This is a genomic window from Bacillus sp. z14 (2026), from assembly GCF_058313575.1.
Window position 1 is genome coordinate 1,082,530 of sequence record NZ_JBZFQK010000001.1, and the last position, 16,044, is coordinate 1,098,573.

Annotated in this window: 15 protein-coding genes; 1 reads left to right on the forward strand and 14 read right to left on the reverse strand. The window is 38.9% G+C overall.

Annotation, left to right across the window (positions count from 1 at the left end; translation table 11 throughout):
- Window positions 1-82 precede the first annotated feature (82 nt).
- Complete coding sequence (locus tag AC4G3O_RS05160) at window positions 83-589, forward strand: DUF1648 domain-containing protein (RefSeq protein ID WP_066105242.1); 507 nt, start codon at window positions 83-85, stop codon at window positions 587-589.
- Window positions 590-736: 147 nt separating this feature from the next.
- Here AC4G3O_RS05160 and AC4G3O_RS05165 read toward each other — a convergent pair whose 3' ends face one another.
- The 14 genes from AC4G3O_RS05165 to lepA all read right to left on the reverse strand — a co-directional run bounded on the left by AC4G3O_RS05165 (window position 737) and on the right by lepA (window position 15,976).
- Window positions 737-1,288, reverse strand: coding sequence for a YqfB family membrane protein (locus AC4G3O_RS05165; protein ID WP_066105245.1), 552 nt, complete (start codon window positions 1,286-1,288; stop codon window positions 737-739).
- Window positions 1,289-1,325: 37 nt separating this feature from the next.
- Window positions 1,326-2,324, reverse strand: a complete 999-nt coding sequence (gene floA, locus AC4G3O_RS05170; protein ID WP_066105247.1) for a flotillin-like protein FloA — start codon at window positions 2,322-2,324, stop codon at window positions 1,326-1,328.
- A 31-nt stretch (window positions 2,325-2,355) separates the two neighbouring features.
- The gene (locus AC4G3O_RS05175; protein ID WP_491135903.1) at window positions 2,356-3,672 is read right to left on the reverse strand and encodes an NfeD family protein; all 1,317 of its coding nucleotides are present in this window, start codon (window positions 3,670-3,672) and stop codon (window positions 2,356-2,358) included.
- A gap of 153 nt (window positions 3,673-3,825) precedes the next feature.
- Entirely contained in the window at window positions 3,826-4,275 is a 450-nt protein-coding gene (locus tag AC4G3O_RS05180) for a GatB/YqeY domain-containing protein (protein ID WP_066105252.1), read from the reverse strand.
- Window positions 4,276-4,290: 15 nt separating this feature from the next.
- A complete protein-coding gene (rpsU, locus tag AC4G3O_RS05185; RefSeq protein WP_066105253.1) occupies window positions 4,291-4,464 on the reverse strand; it encodes a 30S ribosomal protein S21 in 174 nt (57 codons plus the stop codon).
- 240 nt (window positions 4,465-4,704) lie between these two features.
- Window positions 4,705-6,057 (reverse strand): tRNA (N(6)-L-threonylcarbamoyladenosine(37)-C(2))-methylthiotransferase MtaB, encoded by a 1,353-nt coding sequence (mtaB, locus tag AC4G3O_RS05190; RefSeq protein ID WP_066105256.1) that lies wholly within the window; start codon window positions 6,055-6,057, stop codon window positions 4,705-4,707.
- Between the two features lie 5 nt (window positions 6,058-6,062).
- The gene (locus AC4G3O_RS05195; RefSeq protein ID WP_066105259.1) at window positions 6,063-6,809 is read right to left on the reverse strand and encodes a 16S rRNA (uracil(1498)-N(3))-methyltransferase; all 747 of its coding nucleotides are present in this window, start codon (window positions 6,807-6,809) and stop codon (window positions 6,063-6,065) included.
- A 201-nt stretch (window positions 6,810-7,010) separates the two neighbouring features.
- On the reverse strand, window positions 7,011-7,949 hold the full coding sequence (prmA, locus tag AC4G3O_RS05200; RefSeq protein ID WP_066105262.1) for a 50S ribosomal protein L11 methyltransferase: 939 nt from the start codon (window positions 7,947-7,949) through the stop codon (window positions 7,011-7,013).
- 21 nt (window positions 7,950-7,970) lie between these two features.
- Entirely contained in the window at window positions 7,971-9,092 is a 1,122-nt protein-coding gene (dnaJ, locus tag AC4G3O_RS05205; protein WP_066105265.1) for a molecular chaperone DnaJ, read from the reverse strand.
- A 156-nt stretch (window positions 9,093-9,248) separates the two neighbouring features.
- Window positions 9,249-11,075, reverse strand: a complete 1,827-nt coding sequence (gene dnaK, locus AC4G3O_RS05210; protein WP_066105268.1) for a molecular chaperone DnaK — start codon at window positions 11,073-11,075, stop codon at window positions 9,249-9,251.
- 42 nt (window positions 11,076-11,117) lie between these two features.
- Window positions 11,118-11,699 carry a nucleotide exchange factor GrpE gene (grpE, locus tag AC4G3O_RS05215; protein ID WP_066105271.1) on the reverse strand — a complete coding sequence of 194 codons (582 nt, stop codon included), beginning with the start codon at window positions 11,697-11,699 and terminating at the stop codon, window positions 11,118-11,120.
- 63 nt (window positions 11,700-11,762) lie between these two features.
- A complete protein-coding gene (gene hrcA, locus AC4G3O_RS05220; protein WP_066105273.1) occupies window positions 11,763-12,797 on the reverse strand; it encodes a heat-inducible transcriptional repressor HrcA in 1,035 nt (344 codons plus the stop codon).
- 115 nt (window positions 12,798-12,912) lie between these two features.
- Window positions 12,913-14,043, reverse strand: coding sequence for a radical SAM family heme chaperone HemW (gene hemW / locus AC4G3O_RS05225; RefSeq protein WP_066105276.1), 1,131 nt, complete (start codon window positions 14,041-14,043; stop codon window positions 12,913-12,915).
- A 97-nt stretch (window positions 14,044-14,140) separates the two neighbouring features.
- A complete protein-coding gene (lepA, locus tag AC4G3O_RS05230) occupies window positions 14,141-15,976 on the reverse strand; it encodes a translation elongation factor 4 (protein ID WP_066105279.1) in 1,836 nt (611 codons plus the stop codon).
- Window positions 15,977-16,044: the final 68 nt, after the last annotated feature.

Here is a 16,044-nt window from a genome sequence, read left to right on the forward strand (position 1 = left end):
GACTATTCAATTAAATAACCTAAATCATGTAAAAGTGGACTTTCAACTATATAATTGAGGGTAAATAAAGGAGCTGACCGGAATGCCAAAATCTAATGCAAGACCTAAAATACACATACCGAAAACAAAAAGTGAGAGGATATGGGATACTATTGGTTATTCATGTTATATTGGATCTTTACTTTTTTTAATCTATATTTGGGGTGAACTTCCAGATAAAGTACCAGCTCATTTTAATGCTAAGGGCGAAGTTGATCGTTGGGGTTCAAAACTAGAACTTCTTATTTTGCCTATTATAGGTGCATTTCTTGCTGTATCAATGCATTTTGTCGAGAAATTTCCAGAATCACATAATTATCCTCAACGATTAAACAAAGAGAACGCTAAAGAATTTTATTTAAATAGCAGAAAAATAACAAATCAATTAAAAGCTATTTGTCTCATTATTTTTACATTAATTATTATTGAATCCGTTTCAATCGCGTTAGAATGGGGCGACGGACTTGGAGCATGGTTCTTACCAGTATTAATAGTGGGTGTTTCTATCCCCATCATATTAGGCATAATTAAACAAAGTAAGATTAGATAGCCAAATTCTCGATTTCCCTTATTCTTGATAGACGCCAAACTCTCTGCGTTGATCTATGTAATTCTGGAAAAGTTTCATTTTTAACAATAAAAAAACTGCAGACGAAAACTTCAAAAAGTTTCTGTCTGCAGGCACTATAAGTAACTTTTATCTAATCTGTTTCCTTTTTGAACGGGGAGGACCCAATATTTCTGACATAACAAACGCTTCCTGCAGGTTGATATTCCGTACATCAAATCCCTGTTTAGAAGGCTTGACATGTCTTTCTGTTGCTTGTTTTACTGCTTTTTGAACTATTGGCTTGAATTCCCTCGGGACAATTACATCAACCGGGGTTTCCTTTATAACAACCGGCTTCTCAGCTTGCTGTACTTTCTTCTTCTGAGCTTCGTACTGCTCCTTTATTGTTTGAGCAAGAGAGGTTGCTTCTCTTTGCAAATCAGGATGCCCGCTTAATTTCTTTTTAATTTCTCTTTCGCGTTCCTGGATTTTTTTCCGGATATCATCATCCTGTTTCCCCCCAATAGGTTGTGATTGTCCCTTAACAGGTTCACTTTTGTTTTTTGGAGGAGATGTATATTTTCTATTTTGCGTTTCATCAGGCTTCTCTGTACCTTTATCCCTTTGAAAGAACCAGCTTATTAAAGTTATAATCAAAAACAGGATAATGGGATTATCCCATATAGCTCCCATACTCATGGGCAGGACCTCCTTTCCCAGCAATCAGATAGGGAAATTATTCATCATCTGTATTTCGATCATCCTTGTTGGCTTTGCTTATGGATTCTCTCATATGTGTATCAGATGCAAGGTTTTGATAGTTCATATAATCCATAACGCCCATATTCCCCGCTTTGAAAGCTTGAGCCATTGCAAGCGGTACTTCGGCTTCAGACTCAACAACTTTTGCACGCATTTCTTCTACTCTTGCTTTCATCTCTTGTTCTTGTGCAATCGCCATAGCACGGCGCTCTTCAGCTTTTGCTTGCGCAATTTTTTTATCTGCTTCTGCTTGTTCTGTTTGCAGCTCTGCACCAATATTTTTGCCGATATCCACATCAGCTATATCAATAGATAAAATCTCAAATGCTGTTCCGGCATCCAGACCTTTACTTAAGACAGTTTGAGAGATACGTTCCGGATTTTCCAACACAGTTGTATGACTTTCACTGGAACCAATGGTGGAGATTACACCCTCACCAACCCTCGCGATAACAGTCTCTTCACCTGCACCCCCAACCAAACGCTCAATATTGGCACGTACAGTGATTCTAGCCTTTGCTTTAACCTCAATCCCATTAATAGCAACACCCGCAATAAACGGCGTTTCTATGACTTTAGGGTTAACACTCATTTGTACAGCTTCCAGCACATCACGTCCTGCAAGGTCAATAGCTGCACAACGTTCAAATGTCAAATCAATATTGGCACGATGAGCCGCAATTAGCGCATTAACAACCCGATCTACATTACCACCGGCTAGATAATGACTTTCCAGTTGATTCGTTGTTACATTTAGACCTGCTTTTGACGCTTTAATTAAAGGATTGATAACACGGCTTGGAGATACTCGACGCAATCTCATCCCAATCAATGTAAAGATGCTTACTCTCACTCCTGAAGCGATTGCTGAAATCCAAAGCATAACTGGTACAAAAGTGAATAGTACTGCCAATAAAATGATAACTAAAGCAATGCCCACAAGAGCAAAAATAGATGCTGATGTTAATACCATTTGTTTATAACTCCCTTCATACTTCTAATTATTATGAATCTAATGGTCGTACTACTATACGGGAACCTTCTGTTTTAATTACTTTGACATGCGTTCCCTTCGTTACAAAACTACCTTCACTTACCACGTCAATTCTTTCCCCTTCAAGCGAGAGTGTTCCAGAAGGACGCAGGTCAGTGACAAGAACACCTACTTTTCCAACTAAATCATGACGATTAATATTGGAAACATATCCACTCTCCGTATTCGTAGAATCTGTGAGTATAATCCTATTAAAGGCTGTCATTTTCTTTCTAAATACTTTAATTAATATCACACTTGCTATAAATCCTGCAATCAATGCAATTAATATTGCGATTGCCATATGCTCCACATCCCCCGCAGCAAGAAAGAAGCTTGCTATAATTGCCATAAAACCAATAATTCCTACAATACCGCCAGGAAGGAATAATTCCAGTAATAGGAATGCTATTCCAACTATAAATAAGATTAACGGTTCATATCCGGCCAGACCTGATACCATATGTCCATAAAAAAACAATAACAGAGACGTAATACCGGCAAAACCAGGTAAGCCAAAACCAGGTGAATAAAGCTCAACGACAAGACCTATTGTGCCAATCGACAATAAAATAGGAATCACAATAGGATTCGTAAGGAAACGGGCTACTTTATCAGCAAAGCTTTCACCAAATTGAATTAATTCAGCTTTGTCATATCCCAGCGTTTTTAATAATTCCTTTTGATTTCCAACTGTACCTTCACTATAACCAACCTTTACAGCCTGGTTTGCTGTCAGCGTAAGCAGCTCTCCTTTTTCCGCTCCATACTCTGGCAAATCAATATCCTCATCAGCCATTGCTTTAGCATATAACGGATCTCTTCCACTTGATTCAGCAGCCTTTTGCATATTTGCAAGCCAATAGGATTGCGCTTTTTTATCAGCTGCATTACCATCAGATGTTATGACAGCAGCTGCACCCATTGTTGCACCGGGTACCATATAGATCTCATCAGCATTTAAAGAAATAAATGCACCGGCAGATAGGGCTCGGTTATTAACAAAGGCTATTGTTTTTAATTTAGTATTTGCAAATGTTTCACCGATCTCATCTGCTGCATCTACCGCCCCGCCAGGTGTATTAATATCGAATATAATCGCTTCTGCCCCATCCTTCTCAGCGGTTGCTATTGCTCTTTTCAGGAAGTTAGATAGACCTTTTTCCACCTCATTTTGCAGAGGGACTATGTATACTTTATCAGTATTCGCATTTCCTGACGGCGGACCTGCAATTCCAATTAAAAAAAATGCAAAGATGATCATAATTGACCACCATCTTTTCCTCATACCTGTTCACCCCTCCTTTCTTCTCCATTTTTGACGTCTTAATTCATTATACGTTATTTACATGCATAAGTTTCACAATACTTTGATATTCATCATATAATTAATTTACGGGATATAAAAAACCCGCAATTAAAATTGCGGGTTTTAAACGTCTTATTTTGTAAGATTTTGCAGTACAAGTTTATTGACTAAAGATCCATCAGCTTTACCCTTCACTTTTGGCATGACTGCGGACATTACTTTGCCCATATCAGCCTTGGAAGTGGCATTCGTCTCGGCAATCGCTTGAGTAACAATCGCATTTAACTCATCCTCGGATAATTGCTGTGGCAAATATGCCTCGACAATCTCGATTTCTGATTGAAGCTTTTCGACCAAATCTTGGCGTCCTGCTTTATCAAATTCCTGGAGGGAGTCTTTGCGTTGCTTTAATTCGCGAGAAAGTACGGTTAACTCTTCATCTTCGGATAATTCTTGTTTACCAAGCTTTATTCCTTCATTTTGAAGAGAAGCCTTCACCATTCGGATGACGGAGAGCTTGTCTTTTTCTCTGTTCTTCATAGCTTGTTTCATATCGCTGTTTAAACGCTCAACAAGACTCATTTAAGGGCACCTCTTTTAGAACTTGCGTTTTCTCGCAGCTTCAGACTTTTTCTTACGTTTTACACTAGGTTTTTCATAGAATTCGCGCTTTCTTACTTCCTGCATAGTACCTTGCTTGGAAACTGTGCGTTTGAAGCGTCGAAGAGCATCTTCAAGCGATTCGTTTTTCTTAACGACTGTTTTAGACATCTCTTTCCCTCCCTCCGAGCACAACAACTCTAATTTCCTACACATAGAAGGAAACCATGTACCTTCAAATTATAATATATGTGTCGTTCAAGGTCAACTGTTATTCCTATAATCGTGTAGGTTAATTAAATGATATTTATAATACAGATTTAAACTCTCCAATCTTCCTATCTATATATACCTCATTTTAAAAAAATAAAAACGGGCTGATGCAATCTGCACCAGCCCCACTGCCTAATATTATGAATTAACTACAGCTTGTTCGACTATATCATCCATCACACGGACAAATTGTCCTTCATTGTATGGATATCCGGCTTTTGTAATTTTTACTTTCACAATCTTTCCAACCATATCTTCCGTTGCAGGGAACACGACTTTCAAATAGTTATCTGAATATCCTTGATAGAGTCCTTTTGTCTCTCCATCTTCATATAGTTCCTCTGGAATCACTTCTAGAACTTCATTTTCATAGCTGGAAGCATATTCTTTCGCAATTTGCTCAGATAGTGAAATCAAGCGATGCACTCGATCGTTTTTAACATCCTCATCCACTTGATCTTCCATGCGGGCAGCTGGTGTACCAGTACGTTTGGAATAAGGGAATACATGCAGTTCAGAGAAACGATGATCTTTTATGAAATTATATGTTTCCATAAACTCTTCCTCTGTTTCACCAGGGAACCCAACAATCACATCTGATGTAACCGCTAAGTCAGGAAGTACTTCACGCAATCTTTCCAGTCTTTCTGCAAAGAATTCAGTAGAATACTTACGACGCATACGTTTAAGGACCGTATTAGAAGCTGATTGTATCGGAATATGCAAGTGAGGCACTACTTTATCAGACTCACGCAATACTTCAATCACTTCATCTGTTATTTGAGAGGCTTCAATGGATGAAATACGAATTCGTTTCAAACCTGCCACTTTTTGATCGAGTTCTCTCAATAGCATAGCGAGATTATAATCCTTCAAGTCTTCACCATAACCACCTGTATGAATACCTGTCAGGACAATTTCTTTATAGCCCGCTGCGACAAGCTGCTGAGCTTGACGAATAACTTCCTGCGGATCACGGGAGCGTAGCAATCCGCGCGCCCAAGGAATAATACAGAATGTACAGAAGTTATTACATCCTTCCTGAATTTTCAGGGAGGCACGCGTACGATCTGTAAAAGCAGGTACATCCATTTCTTCATAAACTCTCGTTTTCATGATATTTCTTACGCCATTAATAGGCTGTCTTTCAGTTAAATACGTATCGATATAACCTATTAATTTATCACGGTCCTGCGTTCCAACAACTATGTCCACTCCTGGAATCGCCATAATTTCTGCCGGTGAGGTTTGTGCATAACAACCCGTTACACAAATAACAGCATCAGGATTCTTACGCACTGCCCTGCGAATAATCTGCCGGCTTTTTTTATCTCCTGTATTCGTAACAGTACATGTATTAATAACATAAACATCCGAGCGTTGTTCAAAATCGACTCTTTCATATCCTGAAGCTTGAAACAGCTGCCATATCGCTTCTGTCTCATAATGATTCACTTTACATCCTAATGTATGGAACGCTACAGTTGCCATTCCCTTCACCTCGCTAATTCTAATTGATAAGATATGGCTGACAATGCGTATAAAGGAGCAGTCTCTGTACGTAAAATACGCGGTCCAAGACTGCATGTTTGAAAGCCATTTTCTAAAAGTTGATTCACTTCCGCGGTATCCAAGCCGCCTTCAGGGCCAAATACCATTAAAAGAGACTGCCCTGGTACCATCCCTCTAATTGTTTTCGCCAATTGCGAAGATTCCCCTTGCTTAGCGTCTTCTTCATAAGCAACTAGCTTATAATCATAGCTTTCAGCAAGATCTAACAATCTGCGAATATCTACAGGATCGTAAACACTGGGTATTTCAGTACGATGGGATTGTTCTGCAGCTTCCTTCGCTATTTTCCGAAGCCGTTCTGTTTTCTTTGCAGCTTTTTTAGAATCCCATTTTACAATAGAACGAGTTGCATTAAAAGGGATAAAGGTATTTGCACCCAATTCTGTCCCTTTTTGGATAATCAATTCTAGTTTATCCCCTTTAGGCAAACCGTTCACAATGGTAACTTGAATGGGCAGTTCTTTTGTTCCTTCTATCCAATCAATAATGCGGCCAGTCAGAGCTTTATCTTGAATGGATTCAATTTTGACGATCGCCGTTTTTTTATCAATAACTCCATAAAATGTATCACCTGGATTCATTCGCATGACCCGGGTCATATGGTGAAAATCATCTCCGGTTATCGTTACTTCAAATTGATTTTCTAATTTCTCAATAAAATATCTCTGCATGGCCTGCACCTTTCTATCCTTAAAATCAATAACGCCTAAAGCATTATTGCGGCGGAAAAACGTTTAGGCTCCTGCCTAATAATCCCTTACGAAATTCCGGTCTTCCGCTAGAGTCCTTAACTTAAGTAAGTGGGAGTTTGAACTCCCACTATACTCTAACATCCACCTTGATGTGGTGATTTCACTTAAAACAAGTAAAACTTATAATTTACGAGCTGTAATGGAGACCCAGTCTTCCATTGTCATGACATCCTCAATTACAAGTCCGGCTTTCTGAATAGCTTCTTCCACTTCCCGGCGTTTTTGCTGGATGATGCCGGAAGATATAAAGGTTCCGCCTGGTTTAAGCACTCTGGCTACATCTTCTGTACAACGTACAATAATTTCAGCCAAAATATTGGCTACAACTATATCTGCTTCAAATTCAATTCCTTTTAAAAGGTCATTTTGTTTAATTGTAACTTTATCATGTACCTTATTTAATTTACAATTCACCCTGGCACTGTTCACAGCTACCTCATCCAGATCAAGCGCCAAAATAGACTCGGCGCCAAATTTAGCAGCAGTGATTGTAAGTACCCCTGAACCAGTCCCTACATCAATGACCTTCATCCCAGGTTTGACTGTTTTCTCAAGTGCTTGAATACAAAGTACAGTTGTAGGATGTGTACCTGTACCGAATGCCATGCCTGGATCCAATTCAATAATTTTTTCATCTGTATGAACCGGAGTGTATTCCTCCCACGTCGGAACGATTGTGACTTGTTCCGAAATCTTTACTGGATGGTAATACTTTTTCCATGCAGTAGACCATTCTTCCTCATTAACCTCACTGATGGTTACTTTATTATGACCTAGATCGATATCATATTTTATTAGATTATTGATAAGGTCCTTAATGCCATCTACTGTGTCACCAAGGAAACTTGTGACAGGGAGATAAGCTTTAATAAGTACGCCTTCTTCAGGAAAATCAGCAGGATTAAGTTGATAGATTTCTCCGAATACATTCTCCCTTTCACGAACCAATTCAAGCGGATCTTCAATCACTACCCCGCTTGCACCAGCCTCATGTAATATATTCGATATTGGTTCGATCGCTTCATTCGTTGTATGAATACATAATTCGGACCATTTCATTTTCTACCAACTCCTACCTGTTTATTCACCTTTTATTGCTCTTTTAACTTTCGAAAAAAAACCTTCATCATGTTCATCTAATTGTCCTTGACCACTGATTTCAGCAAATTCGCGAATTAATTCTTTTTGTTTATCGGATAATTTGGTTGGCGTTACAACTAAAATACGGATGTGCTGATCACCTTGACCATATCCTCTAACATTAGGAACACCTTTTCCTTTTAAGCGGAAGCGAGTACCTGTTTGTGTTCCAGCCGGCACTTTCAGTTTCACTTTACCATGCATGGTTGGAACTTCAATTTCATCACCCAATGCAGCCTGTGCAAAGGTAATAGGCATTTCACAGTAAATATCGTCACCATCACGCTCAAAGAATTCATGCGGTCTGATTTGGAACACAACAAACAAGTCTCCCGGAGGGCCGCCATTAATACCAGGTTCACCTTTACCAGGAACACGTAATTGTTGACCATCATCAACACCTGCAGGTACTTTGATTTGAATTTTATTCCGTTTTTTCACAGAACCTTTACCGTGACAGGTAGCACATTTCTGCTTAATAATTTTTCCTGTACCACTGCAATGTTGACATACTCTGCGGTTCACAATTCGTCCGAATGGAGTATTTTGTTCTACATTTAATTGGCCTGTACCATTACAGTGAGAACATGTTTCCGGTTTTGTGCCAGGTTTTGCTCCTGACCCTTTACATGTATCACACTCTTCCTCTTTCGGTATTTCAATGGTCGTTTCTGTACCAAATACAGCTTCATCAAATGATAATGTCATTGTATATTGCAGGTCTGCACCTTGACGGGGAGCATTTGGATCTCTTCTTCCCCCTCCGCCAAAGAAAGAATTGAATATATCTTCAAAACCACCGAAGCCTTCGAAACCAGCTCCGCCTCCACCAAATCCCTGTGTTGGATCTTCGTGGCCAAATTGATCATATCTCGCTTTCTTTTGATCATCGCTTAACACTTCATAAGCTTCCTGGATCTCTTTAAATTTTTCCGTAGCATCTGCTGCTTTATTGAGGTCAGGATGATATTGCTTGGAAAGGCGGCGATATGCTTTTTTTATCTCATCCTTCGAGGCATTTTTGCCAACCCCCAACACCTCATAATAATCCCGTTTGCTCATTCCTCACACTCCTGATTCTATATAATCCGTCGTTTCACATAAAAATCATTGTACCACTTGACTAAGCTGCGGCGCAATATAAACAGAAAATGTCCAATTTGTTAAAAAAAGTCAAAGTCAAGGAGATCCTGACTTTGACTTTTTTACGTTCAATCATTATTTTTTGTCGTCGTCAACTTCAGTAAATTCTGCATCTACGACATCATCAGCCTTGCCCGCACCATCTTGACCTGGTTGTTGTTGCGCAGCTTGAGCAGCTTGCTCATAAAGTTTCACGCTAAGAGCTTGCACAATTTCCTGCAATGCTTCTTTTTTCTCTTTCATTTCAGCAAGATCATTCTTCTCAATTGCTGCTTTTAAAGCATCTTTAGCTTCTGTTGCTTTTTGAACTTCAGCTTCTTCTACTTTACCTTCAAGATCTTTTAATGTTTTTTCTGTTTGGAATACTAAAGCATCAGATTCGTTACGTAATTCAGCTTCTTCCTTACGTTTTTTATCTGCTTCTGCATTTTCTTCCGCTTCTTTAACCATGCGATCGATTTCTTCATCGCTTAAGCTTGTAGCTGATTGAATCGTAATCGCCTGCTCTTTATTTGTACCAAGATCTTTTGCACGTACATTAACGATACCGTTATTATCAATATCGAACGTTACTTCAATTTGCGGGATTCCGCGTGGTGCCGGTGGAATATCAGTCAATTGGAAGCGACCAAGCGTTTTGTTATCTGCTGCCATTTGACGTTCCCCTTGAAGAACATGGATATCTACTGCTGTTTGGTTATCAGCTGCTGTAGAGAAAATTTGAGATTTGCTAGTTGGGATTGTTGTATTACGGTCGATTAAACGAGTAAATACTCCACCCATTGTTTCAATACCAAGAGATAAAGAAGTTACATCAAGTAATACAACATCTTTAACGTCACCGGAGATAACTCCACCTTGGATTGCTGCACCCATAGCAACAACTTCATCAGGGTTTACCCCTTTATGAGGCTCTTTACCAGTTTCTTTTTTAATTGCTTCCTGAACAGCAGGAATACGAGTAGAACCACCAACTAAGATAACTTTATCAATCTCAGCCGGAGACAAGCCTGCATCACGAAGAGCTTGGCGAGTAGGTCCCATTGTTCTTTCTACTAAAGAAGCAGTGATTTCATCGAATTTCGCGCGTGTTAATGTTAAATCCATGTGCAATGGACCTGCTTCACCCGCAGTGATGAACGGCAAGGAAATTTGTGTAGATGTTACACCTGACAAATCTTTTTTCGCTTTTTCAGCAGCGTCTTTCAAACGTTGAAGAGCCATTTTATCTTTAGATAGATCGATTCCATTTTCTTTGCGGAATTCTTCGATTAAATATTCCATTACTGCGTTATCGAAGTCATCTCCACCCAAACGTGCGTCACCAGCTGTTGAGCGTACTTCGAATACACCGTCACCTAGCTCAAGGATGGATACGTCAAATGTACCGCCGCCAAGGTCGAATACAAGGATTTTTTGATCTTCTTCAGTTTTATCCAAACCATACGCTAATGCAGCAGCAGTTGGTTCGTTGATAATACGTTCTACTTCTAAACCAGCGATACGGCCAGCATCTTTTGTTGCTTGACGTTCAGCATCGTTAAAGTAAGCAGGTACTGTAATAACAGCTTTTGTTACTTTTTCTCCCAGGTATTCTTCAGCATAGGATTTTAAATATTGAAGAATAATCGCAGATACTTCTTGTGGAGAGTAATCTTTTCCTTCGATATTTACTGAGTAATCTGTACCCATATGGCGTTTGATGGAGCTGATCGTATTCAGGTTTGTGATAGCTTGGCGTTTCGCTACTTCCCCAACTTGACGTTCTCCGTTTTTAAATGCAACAACAGATGGAGTGGTTCTATTACCTTCTGGATTTGGAATAACTTTTGGTTCTCCGCCTTCTAATACGGATACACAAGAGTTGGTAGTTCCTAAGTCAATACCAATAATTTTACTCATTTACTTTTTACCTCCCATTAATTATGTAGCCTATGTGTTTGATTACTGATTCACTTTAACCATTGATGGTCGAATAACCCGGTCTTTTAATTTATAACCCTTTTGGAATTCTTCCACAATGATATTTGAACCGTATTCTTCGTTATTGTCCTGCATAATCGCTTGATGAACATGAGGGTCGAATTCTTGACCTACTGATTCGATTACCTCTACACCTTCTTCTTTCAAGGCAGATAAAATACTTGTTAAAACCATATTCATTCCTTGAAGAAGCGGTTTTGTTTCATCTGTTTCAGTTGTACTATTTATCGCCCTATCAAAATTATCTAAAGCAGGCAAAAGATTTGTTACAAGAGATTGAGCTCTATATTTTTGCGCTGCTTCAGCATCCAATTTAACACGGCGGCGATAGTTATCAAAATCTGCATAAAGACGAACATATTTTGCTTCAGCTTCCTGCAATTTCTTTTCTAGTTCAGCTACTTTGCTATCCCCATCATTTTCGGAAGCTTCCTCAACAGGTTCACTTGTTTCAGTGGTTTCCTCAGAGGCTGTATCATTCATTTTATTTTCTTCTGCTTCATCAAATATTTCTTCAATATTATCTTGATTTTTTTCAGACACTGCTTCTCACCTCCCTGAAAGTGTTGTTCTATATACGTTAAAGCAGTATTACTACTATTACCGTTACTTTTTATTTTGATACTGTTTTGTCAGCATCTCAGTTAAGTCATTCGCAAAAAATGACAATAAACTCATCACTCTGGAATAATCCATCCGAGTAGGTCCAAGAATAGCTATAGTTCCAAGATTCTCGTCTCCAATGGAGTAGGTAGTGCTGATAATACTGCAGTTTTCAAGCGCCATATTATTATTTTCGGTGCCTATTTTCACATTGATTCCTTCATGTGTTTTACTGACCAACTCATACAAGTCTCTTCCCTGTTCCATGATTTTAAAAATTGCCTTTACTTTTTCAATATCATGAAATTCAGGCTGGCTTAGCATATTCGCCTTACCGCCAAAGAAAAGTTTCTCGTTCTCCGGCAATTGCAGAGATGTTGCTAGCATTTGCAGAACCATATCATAATTTGTAATATGCTGTTTTAATAATACAGCTACTTCCCTGAAAATCTTATCTTTAAGCTGCACCAATGGTACACCGCTCAAGCGATCATTCAGGATATTTACCACTCTCTCCATTTCATTCATATCAAATCCTGGAGGAAGATAAATCATTTTATTTTCAACATGACCAGTATCCGTCACGATGATAGCAATTGCCTTATTTGTATCAAGCGGTACAATTTGGATTCGACGTAAGTGATTTTCTAAAACAGCAGGTCCAAGCATAATCGCCGTATAATTCGTAATTTCGGATAGTATGCCGGCAGAACGTTGCACTATCTTCTCTAACTCAAATAATCTCTCTTTAAAAACAGATTTAAGCTTAAGAACATCATCCTTTTGCAGCTGCTGAGGTGAAACAAGATGATCCACATAGTACCGATACCCTTTTTCAGAGGGAATACGCCCTGAAGAGGTATGTGTTTTTTCGAGATACCCCATTTCCTCTAAATCAGCCATTTCATTTCTGATTGTGGCAGAACTTAGCGAAATGCCTTCTTTTTTGGAAATATTTCTGGACCCCACAGGTTGGGCGGTAGAAATAAAATCATCGATGATCACCTGTAAAATTGCCAGTTGTCTATTTGTTAACATCGATAATCACCCCTGTTAGCACTCTTTACTACTGAGTGCTAAGTCTATAAATAAAGTAACAAAACCGTCGTTATGTGTCAACGGTTATGATTATGTTTTCTCTCTCATTTTTAAACTATAATAAAAATGCCTGGAACACTTCGTTCCCCATTAATTTACCCGGATGTGTCAGTCGGACTCTTCCGTTTACCAACTCCAATAACCCCTCTGAAACCATTCTTTTTATTGTTTCCCCAAATACGTCATTTATGTTTACAGAAAATCTCTTTTGGAAATGTTCCAGAGAAACTCCCTCCATTTTTCTAAGCCCCAAAAACATCTCTTCTTCCATTTGTTCCTTTCGCGTAACGGTTGCTTGCTCAACGATCGGCTTCCTGCCATCCTGAATAGCATTCATATATTTCTTCAAGGGTCCATGATTATGATAACGGACAGCATCGAGGTATCCATGAGCACCAGCACCAAGACCATAGTATTCTTCATTGTTCCAATATACGAGGTTATGCCTGCTTTCAAATCCTTTTTTTGCAAAATTTGAAATCTCATATTGATTGTAGCCCACTTCTACTAAACGTTCCATGACATATTCATACATAGTAGCCTCAGCATCCTCACCCGGTAAGGATAATTTACCTTTATTGAGCATGATATAAAACACAGTCTTCGGTTCAATAATTAAAGAGTAAGCTGAAAAATGCGGAAGATTTAATTGTAAAGCGCGATCTACTGTATCCTCTAAATCACTGAGTGTTTGACCGGGCAAGGAATAAATCAAGTCAATGCTAATGTTGTCAAAACCTTCTTCTCTTGCCATATCAATGGTCTCATACACATCTTTGACATTGTGCGCACGGCCAATCTTTTTCAATAGTTCTTCGTTGAATGATTGAACACCCAGACTTAATCGGTTGACGCCTGCTTCCTTCATAATTCTCAATTTATCCTTTGACAAATCACCTGGATTGGCCTCAACTGTGTATTCATACCCTGGCGCAAGCGTAACTTTTTCTTTCATGGAAAATAACAATTGTTCCAGCTGCAGAGGTTCTAAAGCAGATGGAGTACCTCCCCCAATAAAAACAGTGGATAAGGGTTCATTTTGAGACAGATTATATAAATCCATCTCAGTCAATAATGTTTGGATATATTCATCCACCGGCTGGTTCTGAATAAAAAATTTATTAAAATCACAGTAGTGACATATTTGTGTACAAAATGGAATGTGGATATATAAACTTTTAACCAATTCCAACACCCCTTTCTAAGATCGAAAAAAAACGTTATATCTATCATAATAAAATAGAGGCCAGAACAAAAATGTCTGGCCTGCTTTTCTTACTATTTTATTTTTTTGAATTGGAGTCATCCATCTTCAGAACTGCCATAAACGCTTCTTGCGGAACTTCTACAGAACCAACTTGTTTCATGCGTTTTTTACCTTCTTTTTGTTTCTCTAATAGTTTACGTTTACGTGAAATATCTCCACCGTAACATTTTGCAAGTACATTCTTCCTCATTGCTTTAATCGAAGAACGTGCAATGATTTTATTGCCGATTGCTGCCTGTATAGGCACCTCAAATTGTTGTCGAGGAATAAGCTCCTTCAACTTTTCTACAATAATTTTTCCACGCTCATATGCAAAGTCTCTATGAACGATAAAGCTCAATGCATCAACGGTTTCACCGTTTAATAAGATGTCCATTTTAACCAGTTTAGATTCTTGGTAGCCAATTAACTCATAGTCAAAAGATGCATATCCTTTTGTATTTGATTTTAATTGGTCAAAGAAATCATAAACAATTTCGGATAATGGCAGTTCATAAATGATAGTTACGCGGTTCTCATCAGCATATTGCATATCGATGAAATTCCCACGCTTCATTTGACAAAGCTCCATAATTGCACCGACAAAATCATTTGGTGCCATCAAGGTAGCTTTTACATATGGCTCCTCAATACTTTCAATCTTTTGCGGGTCAGGCATGTTAGATGGATTATCGATATTAATCTCACTGCCATCTGTCATCTTAACCTTATAAATTACGCTTGGTGCCGTTGTAATCAAATCAATATTAAATTCACGTTCAATTCTTTCCTGGATAATTTCCATATGCAATAATCCAAGGAATCCGCAACGGAAACCAAATCCAAGCGCCTGAGAGGTTTCTGGTTCATATTGCAAGGAAGAATCGTTTAGCTCCAGTTTTTCAAGTGCTTCACGTAAATCGTTAAATTTTGCTGTATCAATTGGATATAGACCGCAATAAACCATCGGATTCATACGGCGATACCCCGGTAATGGTTCTGTTGCTCCATTTTTAGCATTGGTGATTGTGTCCCCGACTTGTGTATCGCCGACATTTTTAATGGCAGCTGTCAGGAATCCAACATCTCCTACTGTTAGTTCATCGCATAGAGTTGCTTTTGGAGTATGGACACCCACCTCGAGAACTTCAAATTCCTTACCTGTCGCCATCATTCTGATCTTATCACCCGGTTTTACCGTACCCTCCATCACTCGAATGGATACGATGACTCCACGATATGCATCATAGATTGAATCAAAAATCAATGCTTTCAGAGGAGCTTCGGGATCTCCAGTTGGAGCAGGTACTTTTTCCGCAATTTGTTCGAGGATTTCTTCAATCCCGATACCAGCTTTAGCAGAGGCAAGAACAGCTTCAGATGCATCCAGCCCAATTACATCTTCAATCTCACCACGAACGCGTTCCGGGTCAGCACTAGGCAAATCTATTTTATTAATGATTGGCAAGATCTCCAAATCATTGTCTAATGCCAAATAAACATTGGCCAAAGTTTGCGCTTCGATTCCCTGTGCAGCATCGACCACTAGCACAGCACCTTCACAAGCTGCCAAACTTCTGGATACTTCATACGTGAAATCCACGTGTCCCGGAGTATCAATTAAATGGAAAATATATTCCTCGCCGTCTTTCGCCTTATATTTCAATTGAACAGCATTCAATTTGATTGTTATTCCGCGCTCTCTTTCCAAATCCATGGAATCAAGAAGCTGGTCTTTCATCTCTCTGGAAGTAAGAGCATTCGTTTTTTCTAATATTCTGTCCGCTAATGTCGATTTCCCATGGTCAATATGAGCAATAATCGAAAAGTTACGGATTTTACTTTGTCGTTTTAGCCGTTCCTGATTATTCATTCTGTTCACTCCTGTTACTTTCAAAACACAGATATTACTGATTATAGCAGAAATAAATTCAAACCGTA